Source organism: Microcella alkaliphila, assembly GCF_004216855.1.
In the GTDB taxonomy this organism is placed as follows: domain Bacteria; phylum Actinomycetota; class Actinomycetes; order Actinomycetales; family Microbacteriaceae; genus Microcella; species Microcella alkaliphila.
In genome coordinates this window covers 1-16,098 of record NZ_SGXT01000019.1, presented here as the reverse complement: position 1 = coordinate 16,098, position 16,098 = coordinate 1, and the positions used below count along the sequence as shown (strand labels likewise).

The following is a 16,098-nucleotide window of genomic DNA, read 5'->3' as shown; positions in this document are numbered from 1 at the left end:
CGGCCACTTGTCAAGCCGTGACGCGCCGCCTCGCCACCTCGTAGAGCGTCACGCTCGCCGCGATGCCCGCGTTCAGCGACTCGGTCGCCTCCGAAATCGGGATCGAGACGATCGCATCGCACGTCTCTGCGACCAGTCGCGACAGTCCCTTGCCCTCGCTGCCGACCACGATCACGAGCGGCTGATCGGCGAGCTCAAGCCCCGGAAGCGACACATCGCCGTCGCCGTCGAGGCCCAGCACGAACACGCCCTGCTGCTTCAGCGCCTTGAGCGTCTGCGTCAGGTTCGCCGCCATCGCCACGGGAGTGCGGGCCGCGGCGCCGGCCGACGTCTTCCACGCCGACGCGGTCACGCCGACGCTACGGCGCTGCGGCACGATCACGCCGTGCCCGCCGAATGCCGCCGTCGAGCGGATGATCGCACCGAGGTTGCGCGGGTCAGTGATGCCGTCGAGCGCGATGATCAGCGCGGGCTCGTCGCGGTCGGCGGCGCGCTCAAGCAGGTCGTCGGGGTGCGCGTACTCGTACGGCGGCACGCTCAGCGCGATGCCCTGATGCACTGAGTCGCCGGTCATGCGGTCGATCTCGGGTCGAGTTACCTCGAGAATCGGCACGCCACGCTTGGTGGCGAGCGAGAGCGCCTCCTTGACCCGGTCATCCATGTCGATGCGCACCGCGATCGTGAGCGCGGTCGCCGGGATGCGCGCCCGCAGCGCCTCGAGGACGGAGTTGCGCCCCGACACCACCTCGGTGTCGCCGCTCTTCTTCGCCGAGCGGGGACCGCCGCTCGTGCTGGTCGCGGCGTTCGGCTTGCGGCCGCCCGTGCGCGACTTCGCCGCCTCGAGCCGCTCCTTGGCGGCCTTGCGCTTGCCGGCCGGGTGCCAGCTGCGATCTTCGGCCTTCGGGGTGGGGCCGCGACCCTCGAGCTTCTGGCGGCCCTGACCGCCAGACCCGACGGTGGGGCCCTTCTTGCTCTTGCGGGCGCTGGGGTGTCCGTGCTTAGCCATCGAGTCTCCACTCGGTTGAGGTCGCCGTGTCGTCGAGCTGGATGCCGGCGGCGGAAAGTTCATCGCGAATGCGGTCGGATTCGGCGAAGTCGCGTCTCTCACGGGCAGCGCGGCGCTCCGCGATGCGTGCCGTCACGAGGGTGTCGAGCGCGCGCTCCGCGGCGCCGCCCGCACGAGACCCGGGATGCTCACCCGCCTCCTCGAATCCCAGCACCGTGACCATCGCGCGGGTCGCGTCGCGGTGGCCGCGCGCGGTGTCGAGTTCGCCCGCGTCGAGGGCCGTGTTACCGGCGCGGACGGTGTCGTGCAGAACGGCGAGCGCCTGAGGGACGCCGAGGTCGTCGTCGAGGGCGGCGGCGAAGCGCCCCGGCACGCGGTCGGCGAGAGGGGCGGCGGCCGCGGCGTCGGTGACCGTGTCGCCGAGCGCGGCATCGGCACGCGAGAGAAATGAGGTGATGCGCTCGCGGGCGGCCTTCGCCTCGTCGAGCGAGGTCGGCGTGTAGTCGATGGTCGAGCGGTAGTGCGCGGAACCCAGCCAGTACCGCACGTCGGCGGGGTCGTGCTCGGCGAGCAGTTCGGCGGCGAACACCGAGTTGCCGAGCGACTTCGACATCTTCTGCCCGCCGACGCTCACGAGCCCGTTGTGCACCCAGTGCTGGGCGAACGCATGACCCGCCGCGCTCGACTGGGCGAGCTCGTTCTCGTGGTGGGGGAAGCGCAGGTCGAGCCCGCCGCCGTGAATGTCGAACTCCTCGCCCAGGTACCGGGCGGCCATCGCCGAGCACTCGATGTGCCAGCCGGGGCGACCCCGGCCCCACGGTGACTCCCAGTGGGCGCTGTCGGGCTCGTCGGGCTTCGCGCCCTTCCACAGGGCGAAGTCGCGCGGGTCGCGCTTGGCGCGCGCCGGGGCGTCGGCCGCGTCCTCCATGTCGTCCGGCGACTGTCGGGTCAACGCCCCGTAGGTGGGCCAGCTGCGCACGTCGAAGTACACGTCGCCCGAGCCGTCGTGAGCGGGGTACGCGTGCCCACGCGCGATGAGCGCCTCGATGAGGGCGTGCATCCGGTCGATGGATGCGGTGGCGCGTGGCTCGTACGTCGGCGCGAGAATTCCGAGCGCTCGGTACGCGGCGGTGAACTCGAGTTCGACCCGGTAGGCCAGAGCCCACCAGCTCTCGGCGTCGTTCGCGTTCGCGTTCGCGAGGATCTTGTCGTCAATGTCGGTCACATTGCGGATGAACGTGACGGTGAGCCCGCGGGCCACGAACCAGCGGCGCCAGAGGTCGTAGACGAGGGCGCTGCGCAGGTGCCCGAGGTGCGGGGCGGACTGCACGGTGGGTCCGCAGACGTACATGCCGACGCGGCCGGGCTCGCGCGGCGTGAAGTCGACGACGGCCTGCTGGAGGCTGTCGTAGAGGCGGATACTCACCGCGCCAGCCTACCGGCGGGGCTCTGCGGCCGAAGAGTCAGCTGCGGCGCACGAGACGAGCGCCGTCGCGATCGCGGTGACCCCTTCGGCGCGGCCGGTGAAGCCGAGGCCATCGCTCGTTGTTGCGGCAACGCTGACCGGGGCACCGAGGATGGCGCTCAGGTGCTGCTCGACCTCGACGCGGCGCGGCGCGAAGCGGGGGCGGGCGGCGACCAGTTGCACGGCGACGTTCTCGACCCGGTAGCCGGCATCGGCCAGCAACTCGAGGGTCGCGGTGAGGAAGACCTCGCCGCGCGCGTCGGCGAAGCGCGGGTCGTCGACGCCGAACCGCGAGCCGATGTCGCCGAGCCCTGCGGCCGACAGGAGAGCGTCGCAGATGGCGTGGCTGACGGTGTCGCCGTCGCTGTGGCCGGCGAGGCCCGGCTCGTTCGGCCAGAACAGGCCGCCGAGCCAGCACTCCGCTGTCTCGTCGTACGCGTGCACGTCGACGCCGACGCCGGTGCGCAGGGCAGGGCCGGCGGTTGCTGACGCGTCGCGGCCACCACCATCGGGCGCGGACACAAGCGCCCGCTCGTCTGCGATGAGTTCTGCGCGCCGCAGATCCCACGGCGTCGTGATCTTCAGCGCCGCCTCGTCGCCGGCAACCGTCACCACCGGATGCCCGGCGGCGGCGAACACCGAGGTGTCGTCGGTGTGCCCCGCCTCGGCCGCGGCGATCGCCTCACGGTAGGCCGCGAACGGGAAGCCCTGCGGCGTTTGCAGCACGGCAAGACGCGACCGGTCGGCGACGCCGGTGATCGCGTCACCCCCGTCGGTCGTGGCGACCGTGTCGACCATTGGCAGCGCGGGAATCACCCCGGCCGACGTGTCGCGCACCGTGGCCGCCACGCGCGCGAACACCGCGGTGGGGGTCAGGGCGCGCGCGGCGTCGTGAATCAGCACGGTGTCGATCGGCTCGCCCGACTCGGCGAGCGCGGCGATGCCGGCCGCGACCGAGTCTTGCCGCTCGGTACCGCCGCGCACGACGGAGCCGTAGCCCGGTGCGAGAACGCGGTCGACGATGTCGCGGGCCGCATCCAGCCGGATGCTCGGGGCCACGACCACGACGCGCGCCTCCTCATCGAGGCGCGCGATTGCGGTCAACGCGTGTTCGAGCAGCGTCACGCCGCGCAACGAGACGAACGCTTTGGGCTCGGAAGCCCCGAGCCGGGTGCCGCTACCCGCGGCAACGACGACGATGCCGAGCCGCACGGGTGCGTTCAGGAGGCGAGAACCTCGTCGAGCACGCTCGACGCCTTCTCTTCGTCGGTCTTCTCGGCGAGCGCGAGCTCGGAGATCAGAATCTGACGAGCCTTCGCCAGCATGCGCTTTTCTCCGGCGCTCAGGCCGCGATCTTGATCGCGGCGCCAGAGGTCGCGCACGACCTCCGAGACCTTGATGACGTCGCCCGAGGCGAGCTTCTCAAGGTTGGCCTTGTAGCGACGCGACCAGTTGGTCGGCTCTTCGGTGAACGGGGCGCGCAGCACCTCGAACACCTTGTCGAGGCCCTCTTGACCGATCACGTCGCGAACGCCGACGAGGTCGACATTGTCCGCGGGAACCTCGATGGTGAGGTCGCCCTGCGTGACGTTGAGCTTGAGATAGATCTTCTCTTCGCCCTTGATGACTCGGGTCTTGACTTCGGTGATGGTCGCCGCACCGTGGTGCGGGTAAACGACCGTTTCTCCGACAACGAATTGCATGGGTGGTGGTCCTTCCGCAGAACTCCTATTCTACCACAGGAATTTTTCAGCAAGCCGCCCCGTCGGCCGGGGGTCCGCCGGGGCCGCGCGCGCCCGCGAAGCGTCGCCACGCCCGCTAGACTGGTGGAGGTCGCGCCCACGCAGGCGGGCTACGCCCGGCCAGCGACCGCCGAATAGACGACGGGCACTGGAGGCATTTCGTGAAAACTCGCATGGCGGCAACCATCGCGCTCGCCGCCGCGGTCATGGTCGGTGTGAGCGGTTGCACCTTTTCGGCGAACATCGCCACGCAGAAGGACTACGACCCCTCTGACGGTGTCGGCACGACTATCGAACAGGTCTCCGTGCGCAACGTGATGCTGATCGGCGAGTCGAACGACGAACTTAACCTCGTCATGACGGTTGCGAACAACTCCGACGAGCAGCAGACGCTTTCGGTGCAGTGGGAGGCCGGCGGCACCCGCGAGACCGAGACGGTCACCCTCGAGCCGCTCGGACTGACGCGCGTCGGCGGCCCCGACGACGAGCAGTCAATCATCGTGACCGGCACCGGTGCGACGATGGGCGGTCTGCACCCGATCTTCTTCACCTATGGCGACGCCGAGGGCAGCGAGATCCTCGTTCCGGTGCTCGACGGCTCGCTGCCTGAGTACGAGCTCTTCGTTCCCTCCGCGATCGAGCGCTAAGCCTCGAAGCGGTAGCCGAGGCCGCGGACGGTCACGAGCATCCGCGGGTTTGACGGGTCGGGTTCGATCTTCGAGCGGATCCGCTTGACGTGCACGTCGAGCGTCTTCGTGTCGCCGAAATAGTCGGCACCCCACACCCTGTCAATCAACTGCCCGCGCGTGAGCACGCGCCCGGCGTTGCGCAGCAGCAACTCGAGCAGCTCGAATTCCTTCAGCGGCATGGCCACCTCGCGGCCGTCGACCATGACCCGGTGCCGGTCGACGTCCATGCGCACGCTGCCCGCCTCCAGCACGCTGTCGTCGAGGTCGTCCTCGTCGACGCGGCGACGCAGAACGGCACGGATGCGCGCCAGCAGTTCGCGCGTCGAATACGGCTTCGTGACGTAGTCGTCGGCCCCCAGCTCAAGCCCCACGACGATGTCGACCTCGCTGTCCTTCGCCGTCAGCATGATGATCGGCACGCTGGAGCGCTGACGAAGCTCGCGGCACACCTCGGTGCCGGGAATGCCGGGCAGCATGAGGTCGAGCAGCACGAGGTCGGCACCGGCGCGGTCGAACTCGATGAGCGCCTCGACCCCATCGGCGGCGACCTCCGTTTCGTAGCCCTCGCGAGTCAGCAGGTACGACAGAGGCTCGGAGAGCGACGCTTCGTCTTCGACGATGAGGATGCGGGTCATGAACGCACTTTCTGCTTCGGGGTGGATGCTCGCGCCGAGCCGACGGCGCGCGGAAGGCGGATGGTGAAGGTCGAGCCGTACCCGGCCTGCGACCAGACGCGCACGTCGCCGCCGTGATTCTGCACGACGTGCTTGACGATGCTGAGGCCGAGGCCGGTGCCGCCCGTCGCGCGGGAGCGGGCCTGATCGATGCGGAAGAAGCGCTCGAACACGCGGTCGAGTTCTTCCTCGGGGATTCCGACGCCCTGGTCGGTGACGGCGATCTCGACGATGTCGTCGGTCATCGACACCCCGATTCCGACCCGGGAGGGCTTCGCGGAGTATTGGATCGCGTTCGCGACCAGATTGTGGACCGCGGTCACGAGCATCCCCTCGTCACCCATGACGCGCGCCTTCTTCGCGCCGCCGCTGACAATCTGGATGCCCGCTGCCTCCGCCGCGACCCGGTTCTTGTCGATCGCGGCCGAAATGACGGCGTCGACGTCGACCTCGGTGGGGTCGGCCAGCGCGTCGGCGGCCTGCAGGCGCGACAGCTCGATGATCTCCTGCGTCATCGCCGCGAGCCTCGCCGACTCGGTCTTCATGCGGTCGGCGAAGCGGCGCACCTGGTCGGGGTCGTCGGAGGCGTGCTCGAGGGCTTCGGCGAGGAGCCCCACCGCCCCGATCGGGGTCTTCAGTTCGTGGCTGATGTTCGCCACGAAGTCGCGGCGCACCGCCTCGAGTCGGTGCGCCTCGGTGCGGTCGTCGGCGATGAGCAGCATGTAGCGGGTGCCGAGTGGCGCGACACGCACGCTCAGCCGCAACTGCGCGTCGCCGAGCGGTCCACGGGTGAGCTCGAGGTCCTCCGTGACCGGCTCGCCGTAGCGGCGAACGCGGTCGACGAGCTCGGTCAGGCGCGCGTGGACGAGGGTGCGATGCCAGACGAGGCCGAGGGCGTGAGCGCCCGGAGACGTCTTGATGACGGTGTTCGACGCATCCAGCACGACCGCCGCCGACTCGAGCGCGTCGATGACCTGGTCGACGCCATCGGGAACGGTGGCCGTCGCGACCTGCGCGGCACGATGCCCACGCCTCGCCGCCGCGATGATGATCGCAACGGCACCGCCCCCGAGGAACGCTCCGACGAGGAGCGCGAGGGGAACCAGCAGTGCCGACTCCATGGTGATCAGCGTACTGACCGTCGTAGCGACACCCGCGCCCGAGCCCGGCTGGACGCCGCCACTGGGAGTAGAGTTCATCGCTCAGACACCTGACGTTTACCGGAGCAAGACACGGTAGGCACGTCTGAAGAGGGCCCGACGAGACGAGGACGAACCCCCATGCGCGAAGTTTTCCAGCAAGAGTTGGCCGAGGTGCAGGAACGCCTCGTCGAGATCGCCACGCTGGTCGCCGAGTCGATCGACAACGCCACCCGCGCGTTCAACGAGGTCAACGTCGCACTCGCCGAGCAGGTCATCGAAGACGACGACCGCATCGACGCGGCCGCCGCCGAACTCGACGAACTCGCCATCAACATCCTCGCCCGCCAGCAGCCGGTCGCCCGCGACCTGCGCATCGTCGTCAGCGCCCTGCGCATCAGCGCGTCGCTTGAGCGCATGGGCGACATGGCCGAGCACATCGCCCAGCTGTCGCGCTACCGCTTCCCCGACAAAGTCGTGCCGAAGAGCCTGCGCCCCACCTTCGTCGAGATGGGCGCCGTTGACGTGTCGATCGCCCGCAAGCTCGTCGAGCTGCTGCGCACGGAGGACACGGCGATCGCCGAAGAGATTCGCAACGACGACGACAAGGTCGACGCCCTGCACCTCAGCGTGTTCGACAAGGTTCTCGGCGAGACCTGGAAGGGCGAGGCCATCGACACGGTCGACGCAACCCTCGCCTCGCGCTACCACGAGCGCTTCGCCGACCACGCCGTGTCGATCGCCAAGAAGGTGCAGTACCTCGCGACCGGCGACTGGGTTCCGGCCGACGACTAGGGCTGATCAGGCGCGCATCACCTCGCGCCTGATCAGGTGTTGCCGAGGTACTGCATCCCGGGAAGCCGGGCGGCGCGACGATCGAACGTCACGGTTCCGTCGGCTCCCGCGTCGATGGCCAGGTGTGCGATGAGCGCGTCGGCCAGGTCGCACCCGGCCTCGTCGGCATCCCGGAGCGCGCGAATGACCACCCCGTCGTGCTGCACAACCACGTCACGGCTGCGGCACAGGGCGCGCACGATCGCGTGCACGCGGTCCCGCGACAGCCCGTACCCGCGCGTCAGTACCCACACGGTTTCGACGAGCGTGATGATGCTGATCGCGGCCGGATCGGCTGCGCTGCGCTCGGCAAAAAACGCGGATGCTCGCGGAGACTGCTGGGGGTCATCACCGGTCAGGTGCCGCACCAGCACGTTCGTGTCGACACCGATCACGAGGAGGCGGCACCCTCGGCGACGGCGTCAGCCATGTCGTCCAGGCTGAGCGTTGCGCCCGTCGCGGCGACCCCAGCCAGCTCGCTGATGCGAGAAGTACGGGGCACGAGTTCGCACGACCCGTCGGCATGCAGAACGAAGGCGACCGAGACACCCGCCGTGAGGCCGAGCGCCTCGCGAACGTCGCGGGGCACCGTGAGCTGACCCTTCGAGGTCATGGTGGCGGCGGTCACGGTCGGTGCGATCATGTAAGGAGAATAGGTGATCTCCTTACATTCGGGCTGGGCTTCGCGCTAGATCAGCGGGAACTGCTCGGCCACGCGCGCCGTTGTCGCCCTCGCGCCGCCCTCGAGTTCGAGCACGGCGACACTGCGCAGCTCGAGCCGCTCACCGCGGTCGACCCGGTCGTAACCCTCCGGCACGGGCACGTGCGGCTGATATCCGCCACCCGCAAGCGCCGGGTCGGCGACCCGCACGCCCAGCTCGCGCAAGCCCAGCACCAGGGTGCGGTGCGCGACCGTCAGCGAGCCGTCGTCGTCGAGCAGCGTGGCGGGGCGAGCATCCTGACCGAGCTCGTCATCGTCGCCGCCCACGGCCACGAAGGGGCCGTGGCTGGCGTACGCGAGCTCCACCGCGGCGGTCACCTGGCCGAGGTCGGCCTCGGTGGCGGCGCGGTCGAGTAGCACGACGTGCGGGGGCAGGTCGTCGAGCGGCAGCTCGTCGCCGAGGGCGACCTCGTCGAGGAACGCGACGACCGCGAAGTGAAGCACGGCAGGGTGTGTTCGCGTCGTTCGGCCGCTACTTCTTGCCCTGGCTGGCGACGGCGGCGGCTCCCGCGGCGGCGGCCTCGGGGTCGAGGTACTCGGCCGGCTTCACGGGCATGAAATCGTCGCCCAGCTCGTAGACGAGCGGGATGCCCGTCGGGATGTTGAGGCCCGCGATGTCGTCGTCGCTGATGCCGTCGAGGTGCTTCACGAGCGCGCGCAGCGAGTTGCCGTGAGCGGTGATGAGCACCGTGTTGCCCGCGGCCAGGTCTTTCGTGATGTCGCTCTGCCAATAGGGCAGCATGCGGTCGATGACGAGCTTGAGGCTCTCGGTGCGGGGCATGTCGCCGTCGATGCCGACGTAGCGCGGGTCGTGCACCTGGCTGTACTCGGCGTCGTCGTCGAGCGGCGGCGGGGGCGTGTCGAAGCTGCGGCGCCACGTCATGAAGAGCTCTTCGCCGTGCTGCTCGAGCGTCTCGGCCTTGTTGAGGCCCTGCAGGGCGCCGTAGTGGCGCTCGTTGAGGCGCCAGCTGCGCTTCACCGGCAGCCAGTCGAGGTCGGCGACCTCGAGGGCGATGTTCGCCGTGTGGATGGCACGCTTCAGCAGGCTCGTGTAGAGCACGCGGGGTTCGAGACCCGAGTCCTTGATCAGCTGACCGGCGCGGCGGCCCTCTTCGCGGCCCTGCTCGGTCAGTTCGACGTCGACCCACCCGGTGAAGATGTTCTTCTCGTTCCAGACGGAGTGGCCATGGCGGAGCAGGATCAGCGTGTGCGTCATGGGGTCAAGCCTAGCGAGGGCCGGGCGCTGGGCGCTGGGCGCTGGGCGCGAGAATGGTGCGCATGGTTGAGGGCCGGGTGACGCGCGGCACGACCGGCGTGAACCGCCTGCGCCGAATGGACCGCTTCATTGCCGCGCATCCCGCGTGGAGGGCGGCGGCCGCGCCGCTCGCCGTCGACCTCGGCTACGGGGCCTCGTGGTGGACGGCCCGCGAACTGCTCGCGCGGCTCGCGCGCGTTCGGCCGGATGCTCGGGTCACCGGCATCGAGATCGACCCGGCTCGGGTGCGCCACGCGCACGAGCAGGCTGAGGCCGCGCGGGCGGCCGGCGAGTCGGGGCTCGACGGGCTGCGGTTCGCTGTCGGGGGATTCGAGGTGCCCCTCCCGGGCGGGGAGCGCCCCGCGGTGATTCGGGCGGCGAACGTGCTGCGGCAGTACGACGAGGGTGAGGTGGCTCGCGCGTGGGAGTCGATGCTCGCGCGGCTGTCGCCCGGTGGTCTGCTGGTGGAGGGCACCTCGAACGAGGTGGGGCGCGTGGCGAGCTGGGTGTCGCTGCGCCCCGAGGTGGGGCCGGAGACGTTCACGATCGCCCTGCACCTCGACGCGCTGCGCACCGGCGATGTGACCGGACGCGGCGGGGTGGCGACCGCCGAGGTGCTGCCGAGTGTCGTCGCGGAGCGCTTGCCGAAGGTGCTGATTCACCGCAACGTCTCGGGCGAGGGCGTGCACGAGCTGCTGCGCGCGCTCGACGACCAGTGGATGCGGGCCGCGCCGCTCGGGGCGTTCTCGGCCCGTCAGCGCTGGATCGCCGCGGCGCAGGGGCTGCGCGACGCGGGCTGGCCGGTGCGCGACGGGGTCGCCCGCTGGAGACTCGGTGAGCTCACCGTCGGCTGGAGCGTCGTCGCCCCGCGCTGAGCGCTGCCGCGCGACGCGCAGTGCAGCGCGATGCGGCGCAGAGAGGCCCGCGGACGATGCGGCTGTTTGGGCGCAAAGCGCCGGAACAAACCGGCGCATCGCGCCCACACTGGCGCAGCGAGGGGCAGGCGACTGGCGTGCGCGCGCCTACAGCGGCGGGAGCGACTGTCGCGCCTCGGCGCGGGTGAGGCCGCAGACGATCAGGGTGTCGAAGACCAGCGAGCGCAGCAGCACCACGACCACCTGGTCGGGTACCCGCACGGCTCCCGGAACCGTGTCGGGCGAGAGCTCCCCGCTCATGGCGAGACCCAGCACCCGGGCGCGGTCGCGCTCGCTGGCATCGTCCACGGACCGCCCCAGGGCTTCGACGATCACCGCCGCCTCGTCGAGCAGGTGGGCGAGTCCCGGCCGCTCGAGTCCGTCGCGCACGAGGATCTCGACCCGGCGCGCGATCGACCGCACGTGCCGCGTCACCAGGTCGGCCGAGCCGAGCAACTCGGCCTCCGCCGCGAGCCGCGCGCGCCCGCGGCGCAACCACGGCGAGTAGGCGGCGACGGCGCGCGCCGACTCGAGGGACGTCGTCCACTCGTCGATCAGTGGCTGCGTGCGACGACTGCGCGACAGGGCGAGCTCGGCGGCGGCCGTGTCGCCACGCCGGAGCGCCTCGGCGACGCCCTTCAGCGACTCGACGAGCAGCGAGAACAGCGCGCGCGACTCGCCGCGGGTGCGCAGCACGTCAAGGCGCGGGATGAGCGCGGTAACGAGCAGCGCGACGACTCCCCCGACGAGCCCGTCGACGGCGCGCTCGAACACTCCCCCCTCGGGGTCGGGCAGCACGGCGACCAGCATCGACTGCACCGCCGCCGCCACGGCGAAGCCGGTCGACGCCGACACGAGCCGGGCCACGATCAACGCCACCGCCAAAATGAGCGCCAGCTGCCACACCCCGCGCCCAACGGCGAGCACGATGAGCGCCGCGACGACGATTCCCACCAGGATGCCCACGACCGTTTCGAGCACCCGTCGCGGGCGCGCGTCGCGCGCGAACCCGAGGGCGCTGATCGTCACCGTGACGGCAACGATCGGCAGCTCGTGGTCGAGCACGTAGCGGGCAAACGCGTAGGCCATGACCACGCCCGCGACGATCTGGGCAATCGCGGGCAGCGACCGGGCGAGCCTGCGCAGAGCGCGTCGAGCATCCAGCCGGAGACTGATGCGGCGTTCGAGCCGGCGAAGCGGATCGGCGCCGCGCACGACGGGCCCTGCCCTACCGGCGCTGGGCGCCGAGGCGCGGCAGGCGGGGAACGGCGGCGGCCTGGCCGGCCTCCGGCGGAACGATCACCTCTTGCGCAGCGGCCACGTCGACCCCGTCGACGGGCACGACGAGCGGTGCGGCGACGTCGAGCGAGCGCTTCACGACGGCCAGCGCGATCGGCCCGAGTTCGTGGTGGCGGGCCACCGAGGTGATGCGCCCGACGTCCGCGCGGTCGGCGTCGGCCGCGTGCACGGGCGACCCGGGGGCCGGCAGCAGCGCATCGGACCCGTCCAGGTGCAGCATGACGATGCGCCGCGGCGGGCGGCCCAGGTTGTGCACCTTCGCGACCGTCTCTTGGCCGCGATAGCAGCCCTTCGCGAGGTGCACGGCAGAGCGCAGCCAGTCGACCTCGTGCGGGATCGACTTCTCGTCGACCTCGGCCGCGAAGCGCGGGCGCCAGGCCGCGACCCGCAAGGCCTCCCAGGCGAGCGACCCGGCGAACCGCACGCCCCCGGCGCGGGCGAGCCCCGCCAGCTCGGCGAGGAACGCCCGCTCGACAATCAGCTCGCGTGCCGGGTAGTCGCAACCGGGGTGCTCGGCCTCGGGCGCGTACTGCCAACCGCCGGACTGCACGGCGCTCCACGGGTCGCTCCAGACGAGCGGCGCGCCGTTCGGCGACGCGGCCGGGATGCTCGGCTCGGCCCCCGCAGGACTCATCGCGCCGATCACGGCCCACTCGCCGCTCGCGTCGGCGACCTCAACCTGCATCATGAAGCGCATGCGGTCGAGCCACGCGGCGAGCGCCTCGGCCTCATCGCCCTCGACGATCAACCAGGTCGTCACGCCGTCGTCGATGACGTGCATGGCGTGCTCGATGCGGCCGTTTGGGTCGAGCAGCAGCGTCTCGGCCGAGCCGCCGGGCGTGAGGCCGGCGAGCGCCTGCGAGGTGAGCGAGTCGAGCCAGCGCAGCCGGTCGGGGCCGGTGACCGTCACGACCCCGCGGTCGCTCAGGTCGACGACGGCGCGACCGGCGACGAGGGCGCGTTGCTCGGCGACGGGGTCGCCGTAGTGCTCGGCGGTCGGCGCACCGACAGCGCCGGGAAGCGCGGCGAGGGGCGATGCGGCAGAGTCGGCAGACGGCACGGCGCTCACTCCGCCCGACTCAGGGTGCCCGAGGCGTGGGTGCGCAGGTCGTTGCCGAGGGCGGCGATGTCCCAGGCCCACAGCAACTTGCCCTCCACGAGGCCGTACATGCGGGTGGCCGCCGAGTACTCCTTCGACGAGGCCGACCGCATGACGGCGTCGGTCTGCAGGTCGATGCGCGGCCCCTTCACGCGGCCGAGGTACAGCTCGCTGATGCCGCTCGGGTGAATGAGCGCCACCTCGATCTCGAAGTCGTCGCGGCTCGTGCGCAGTTGCTCGACCGACTCTGCGGTCGGGAAGGGGCGGTCGCCCACGCCGGGCAACATGCCGGGCCCAGGATCACCGGCCTGCGAGGGGCGGTGCAGGCGCCAGTAGCCCGCTTCCGCGTTGAGCGGGGTCTGCTCGCCGTCGAGCAGCCACGTCGACGACGAGTAGTTCACGTAGTGCAGCCCGTCGTGGCTGAAGCTGACGCGCTGGCCAAACTCGTGTTCGCGCACGGTCTCGCCGTCGACGTAGTGCACGACGCCGGAGCCCTCCCACACGCCGAGCAGCCACGACAGCGGCGCCAGCTCGGCGGGGACGTTCGCGTCGAGGGTGTACACGGCCCTGCCGCCGCGCGTCAGCGCTGGCCGCGGTACAGGTTGACGAGCACGACGACCGAGACGAACCCGATGGCGAGCGACGCCAAGCCCAACAGGCCGAGGAAGAAAATCTCTAGCGCGAGCAGCATGCGCTCATTGTAGACCGGCGAGGATGAGCATCAGCCCCGAGGCGAGGGCGGCGACAATCACGATTCCGACAACACTCGCGAGCAACCGTCGCACCACCCCGTCGGTGCGCTGGAATGCCACCTGCACGATGAAAGCGAGCAGCACCGCCGATGCGGCGACGACGCCGGTAGCCCCGATCCAGTGCTCGCTCGGAAGCGCGACGATCGCCACGACGAGCGCCGTGCTGGTGGCCCCCCAGACGGGTATCGCGGTCGCAAGCGTGCGGGACATGTCCTCCATGCTAGGCGGCCCGCATAGACTGGGCAGTGACACCACGGAGGACGCATGGCGGATCTGCTCATCCTGACCTCGCGGGTGGACGCTGATGTTCTTCCGTCGCTGGGGCTGCTGAGCCATCGCGTGCGCCGTGTGCCCGCCCAGCCCGCGGCCCTCGTGGGGGCCCCGAACGCCGACGCGATTCTGGTCGATGCGCGCACCGACCTGGCGGCGGCGAAAACACTGTGCAAGATCTTGCAGACGACCGGCGCCGGCTGCCCCGTGCTGGTCGTACTCACCGAGGGCGGCCTGACCGCGGTGAACGCCGAGTGGGGGGTCGACGACGTGCTACTCGAGTCGGCGGGCCCCGCTGAGATCGACGCGCGGCTGCGCCTCGCGGTCGGGCGCCAGTCGCAGGGCGACGGCGAGTCGCAGTTGATCAAGGCGTCGGGCGTCGTGATCGACGAGGCGAGCTACTCGGCGAAAGTCAACGGACGCACGCTCGATCTCACCTTCAAGGAGTTCGAACTGCTGCGCTTCCTCGCCACGCACCCGAGCCGCGTCTTCACCCGCGAACAGCTGCTGAGCGAGGTGTGGGGGTACGACTACTTTGGCGGAACCCGCACGGTGGACGTGCACGTGCGGCGCCTGCGCGCGAAACTCGGCGACATGGATGCTCTCATCGGCACCGTGCGGAATGTCGGCTACCGCTTCACGCTCCACGAGGACGGCGCTCTGCCGAGCGCTCAAAACGTCGACGCCTAAGATCTATTTTCCGCCGCCTCGCGGTGACAGAATGCGGCAACGAGCGTCATGAGCGCGCGCCGGGTGCAGGGCACCTTTTACGTGCTGACCTTCGGCAACACGATCGCGGCGTCGTTCATCTGGGGTATCAACACGCTGTTCCTGTTGGACGCGGGCCTCAGCAACCTGGAGGCCTTCGCGGCGAATGCCTTCTTCACCCTGGGCATGGTGATCTTCGAGATTCCCACGGGGGTTGTCGCCGACACGTGGGGTCGACGCGCGTCGTACCTGCTTGGCACGATCACCCTCGCCGTCACGACCGCGCTCTACTGGTTCATGTGGCTCTGGCAATCGCCGTTCTGGACGTGGGCGCTCGTCTCGGTGCTGCTGGGGCTCGGCTTCACCTTCTTCACCGGCGCCGTCGACGCGTGGCTCGTCGACGCCCTGCAGGCCACCGGATACCGCGGGGGGCTCGAGACGGTATTCGGCAGAGCCCAGGTGGTCGCGGGCGTCTCGATGCTCAGCGGGTCGGTGCTCGGCGGCGTGATCGCGCAACTGACGAACCTCGGCGTGCCGTTCCTCGTGCGGGTGGGCGTCCTCCTCGCCATGGTCGTCGTCGCAGGCTCCCTGATGCGCGACCTCGGATTCACGCCCGTGCGGGGCGCCGGGCCGGTGACGGCCGTGAAGACAGTGATGCGTGCATCCATCGATCACGGTTTTCGGCGCCCCGCGATCCGGTGGGTAATGATCGCGACGCCGTTCACGGCGGGAGTCGGCATCTACGCCTTCTACGCCCTGCAGCCCTACCTACTCGAGGTGGCGGGCGACAGCACGGCCTACGCGCTCGCGGGGATCGCCGCCGCGATCTTCGCCGGGTCGTCGATCGTCGGGGGCGCGCTCGCGCCGGTGGTGCGACGGGCCGTGCGGCGTCGCACCACCGTGCTGATCGCCTCGGTCGCCGTGTCGTCGGCCGTTCTCGTCGCCTTCTTCTTCGTCAACCAGTTGTGGCTTGCCATCGTGCTGCTCGCCGGTTCCCTCGCCAGTCGATCAGCGCCTGCCGGGTCGCGGTGCGCTCCTCGGTCACGATCACGGGGAACACCACCGGGGGCAGCGGCCGCAGCCGCTCCGCGGCGAGCATCGCCTTCGCGGTCGTCTTCCCCGTCTCGGTCTGGCGCGGTCGGTTGTCTTGTCCCCGGGCGAACGCCTCGAAGCTGGCTTGCGCCTCCTCGGCGGTCAGTTCGTCCGGGACGGTCCGCCACCAGCGCTGCGCGGCGGTGTGGTTGTTCTTCTCGACCACCCCCTTCCGGTTCCCTGAGCGCGGCCGGCACGCAATGACCGTGACGGCGTGGTGCTTGGCGAACGCGGCGAACATCGGCGTCAGATCGCTGGTGCCCTGCTTCAGGACCGTGCTCATCCGGTCGAACCGCCAGTCGCGGGTGAGCCCGCCGAGCAGTCCCAGCAGGGTCGTCATCGCAGCCAGCAGATGCGGCAGGTCCATCGACGGGGACAGCACGCCCCGCCAGATGCCGGAGTGGGCCAGCGAGCCGACCAGCGCGTATGCCTTCCTGTG

At 70.4% G+C, this 16,098-nt stretch carries 19 protein-coding genes; 5 read left to right on the top strand and 14 right to left on the bottom strand.

From position 1 onward, the window contains the following. Positions 1-10 precede the first annotated feature (10 nt). From rlmB to EV140_RS12360, 4 genes are read right to left on the bottom strand one after another with little or no spacing between them, the layout of a single operon-like run. Complete coding sequence (gene rlmB / locus EV140_RS12375; RefSeq protein WP_130284388.1) at positions 11-1,006, bottom strand: 23S rRNA (guanosine(2251)-2'-O)-methyltransferase RlmB; 996 nt, start codon at positions 1,004-1,006, stop codon at positions 11-13. After that, on the bottom strand, positions 999-2,432 hold the full coding sequence (gene cysS / locus EV140_RS12370) for a cysteine--tRNA ligase (RefSeq protein WP_130284386.1): 1,434 nt from the start codon (positions 2,430-2,432) through the stop codon (positions 999-1,001). The genes rlmB and cysS overlap by 8 nt, the downstream gene beginning before the upstream one ends. A gap of 9 nt (positions 2,433-2,441) precedes the next feature. Further along, positions 2,442-3,683, bottom strand: coding sequence for a 2-C-methyl-D-erythritol 2,4-cyclodiphosphate synthase (gene ispF / locus EV140_RS12365; protein WP_130284384.1), 1,242 nt, complete (start codon positions 3,681-3,683; stop codon positions 2,442-2,444). An 8-nt stretch (positions 3,684-3,691) separates the two neighbouring features. After that, entirely contained in the window at positions 3,692-4,174 is a 483-nt protein-coding gene (locus EV140_RS12360) for a CarD family transcriptional regulator (protein WP_130284382.1), read from the bottom strand. A gap of 212 nt (positions 4,175-4,386) precedes the next feature. Here EV140_RS12360 and EV140_RS12355 point away from each other — a divergent pair, with 212 nt between their 5' ends. Beyond that, positions 4,387-4,860 carry a hypothetical protein gene (locus EV140_RS12355; protein ID WP_130284380.1) on the top strand — a complete coding sequence of 158 codons (474 nt, stop codon included), beginning with the start codon at positions 4,387-4,389 and terminating at the stop codon, positions 4,858-4,860. On the opposite strand, the gene EV140_RS12350 is transcribed toward EV140_RS12355, so the two are convergent. Both EV140_RS12350 and EV140_RS12345 read right to left on the bottom strand, forming a co-directional pair. After that, positions 4,857-5,537, bottom strand: coding sequence for a response regulator transcription factor (locus EV140_RS12350; protein WP_130284378.1), 681 nt, complete (start codon positions 5,535-5,537; stop codon positions 4,857-4,859). The two genes, EV140_RS12355 and EV140_RS12350, sit on opposite strands and share 4 nt — an antisense overlap. After that, positions 5,534-6,697, bottom strand: a complete 1,164-nt coding sequence (locus EV140_RS12345; protein ID WP_130284376.1) for a sensor histidine kinase — start codon at positions 6,695-6,697, stop codon at positions 5,534-5,536. Before EV140_RS12345 ends, EV140_RS12350 begins: the two co-directional genes overlap by 4 nt. Before the next feature lie 159 nt (positions 6,698-6,856). Here EV140_RS12345 and phoU point away from each other — a divergent pair, with 159 nt between their 5' ends. After that, positions 6,857-7,510 carry a phosphate signaling complex protein PhoU gene (phoU, locus tag EV140_RS12340; RefSeq protein ID WP_096422961.1) on the top strand — a complete coding sequence of 218 codons (654 nt, stop codon included), beginning with the start codon at positions 6,857-6,859 and terminating at the stop codon, positions 7,508-7,510. 32 nt (positions 7,511-7,542) lie between these two features. Here phoU and EV140_RS12335 read toward each other — a convergent pair whose 3' ends face one another. Genes EV140_RS12335 through EV140_RS12320 form a run of 4 tightly spaced genes read right to left on the bottom strand, consistent with a single transcriptional unit; the run spans position 7,543 to position 9,486 of the window. Further along, on the bottom strand, positions 7,543-7,944 hold the full coding sequence (locus EV140_RS12335; protein WP_130284374.1) for a PIN domain-containing protein: 402 nt from the start codon (positions 7,942-7,944) through the stop codon (positions 7,543-7,545). Then, the gene (locus EV140_RS12330) at positions 7,941-8,192 is read right to left on the bottom strand and encodes an AbrB/MazE/SpoVT family DNA-binding domain-containing protein (RefSeq protein ID WP_241971442.1); all 252 of its coding nucleotides are present in this window, start codon (positions 8,190-8,192) and stop codon (positions 7,941-7,943) included. Before EV140_RS12330 ends, EV140_RS12335 begins: the two co-directional genes overlap by 4 nt. Before the next feature lie 45 nt (positions 8,193-8,237). Next, entirely contained in the window at positions 8,238-8,714 is a 477-nt protein-coding gene (locus EV140_RS12325; RefSeq protein WP_130284372.1) for a hypothetical protein, read from the bottom strand. Positions 8,715-8,742: 28 nt separating this feature from the next. Further along, positions 8,743-9,486, bottom strand: a complete 744-nt coding sequence (locus tag EV140_RS12320; protein WP_130284370.1) for a phosphoglyceromutase — start codon at positions 9,484-9,486, stop codon at positions 8,743-8,745. A 53-nt stretch (positions 9,487-9,539) separates the two neighbouring features. Here EV140_RS12320 and EV140_RS12315 point away from each other — a divergent pair, with 53 nt between their 5' ends. After that, positions 9,540-10,400 (top strand): class I SAM-dependent methyltransferase, encoded by an 861-nt coding sequence (locus EV140_RS12315; protein ID WP_130284368.1) that lies wholly within the window; start codon positions 9,540-9,542, stop codon positions 10,398-10,400. Positions 10,401-10,547: 147 nt separating this feature from the next. Here the strand turns inward: EV140_RS12315 and EV140_RS12310 are convergent, their stop codons facing one another. The 4 genes from EV140_RS12310 to EV140_RS12295 form a co-directional block, all read right to left on the bottom strand. Next, entirely contained in the window at positions 10,548-11,654 is a 1,107-nt protein-coding gene (locus EV140_RS12310; RefSeq protein ID WP_130284366.1) for an FUSC family protein, read from the bottom strand. A gap of 13 nt (positions 11,655-11,667) precedes the next feature. Further along, complete coding sequence (gene ygfZ / locus EV140_RS12305; protein ID WP_130284364.1) at positions 11,668-12,807, bottom strand: CAF17-like 4Fe-4S cluster assembly/insertion protein YgfZ; 1,140 nt, start codon at positions 12,805-12,807, stop codon at positions 11,668-11,670. Then, a complete protein-coding gene (locus tag EV140_RS12300; RefSeq protein ID WP_130284362.1) occupies positions 12,804-13,400 on the bottom strand; it encodes a heme-binding beta-barrel domain-containing protein in 597 nt (198 codons plus the stop codon). Before EV140_RS12300 ends, ygfZ begins: the two co-directional genes overlap by 4 nt. Positions 13,401-13,532: 132 nt before the next feature. Beyond that, on the bottom strand, positions 13,533-13,799 hold the full coding sequence (locus tag EV140_RS12295) for a hypothetical protein (RefSeq protein ID WP_130284360.1): 267 nt from the start codon (positions 13,797-13,799) through the stop codon (positions 13,533-13,535). A gap of 54 nt (positions 13,800-13,853) precedes the next feature. Here EV140_RS12295 and EV140_RS12290 point away from each other — a divergent pair, with 54 nt between their 5' ends. Then, positions 13,854-14,549, top strand: coding sequence for a response regulator transcription factor (locus EV140_RS12290; protein ID WP_130284358.1), 696 nt, complete (start codon positions 13,854-13,856; stop codon positions 14,547-14,549). A 48-nt stretch (positions 14,550-14,597) separates the two neighbouring features. After that, on the top strand, positions 14,598-15,863 hold the full coding sequence (locus EV140_RS12285; RefSeq protein WP_241971441.1) for an MFS transporter: 1,266 nt from the start codon (positions 14,598-14,600) through the stop codon (positions 15,861-15,863). The last annotated feature ends 235 nt before the right edge of the window (positions 15,864-16,098 follow it).

Excerpts from the sequence above, each read along its gene's own strand:
- rlmB (WP_130284388.1), bottom strand. The coding sequence starts at position 1,006 with ATGGCTAAGCACGGACACCCCAGCGCCCGCAAGAGCAAGAAGGGCCCC.
- EV140_RS12360 (WP_130284382.1), bottom strand. The coding sequence starts at position 4,174 with ATGCAATTCGTTGTCGGAGAAACGGTCGTTTACCCGCACCACGGTGCG.
- EV140_RS12355 (WP_130284380.1), top strand. The coding sequence starts at position 4,387 with ATGGCGGCAACCATCGCGCTCGCCGCCGCGGTCATGGTCGGTGTGAGC.
- EV140_RS12350 (WP_130284378.1), bottom strand. The coding sequence starts at position 5,537 with ATGACCCGCATCCTCATCGTCGAAGACGAAGCGTCGCTCTCCGAGCCT.
- EV140_RS12345 (WP_130284376.1), bottom strand. The coding sequence starts at position 6,697 with ATGGAGTCGGCACTGCTGGTTCCCCTCGCGCTCCTCGTCGGAGCGTTC.
- phoU (WP_096422961.1), top strand. The coding sequence starts at position 6,857 with ATGCGCGAAGTTTTCCAGCAAGAGTTGGCCGAGGTGCAGGAACGCCTC.
- EV140_RS12330 (WP_241971442.1), bottom strand. The coding sequence starts at position 8,192 with ATGATCGCACCGACCGTGACCGCCGCCACCATGACCTCGAAGGGTCAG.
- EV140_RS12320 (WP_130284370.1), bottom strand. The coding sequence starts at position 9,486 with ATGACGCACACGCTGATCCTGCTCCGCCATGGCCACTCCGTCTGGAAC.
- EV140_RS12315 (WP_130284368.1), top strand. The coding sequence starts at position 9,540 with ATGGTGCGCATGGTTGAGGGCCGGGTGACGCGCGGCACGACCGGCGTG.
- EV140_RS12295 (WP_130284360.1), bottom strand. The coding sequence starts at position 13,799 with ATGTCCCGCACGCTTGCGACCGCGATACCCGTCTGGGGGGCCACCAGC.
- EV140_RS12290 (WP_130284358.1), top strand. The coding sequence starts at position 13,854 with ATGGCGGATCTGCTCATCCTGACCTCGCGGGTGGACGCTGATGTTCTT.
- EV140_RS12285 (WP_241971441.1), top strand. The coding sequence starts at position 14,598 with ATGAGCGCGCGCCGGGTGCAGGGCACCTTTTACGTGCTGACCTTCGGC.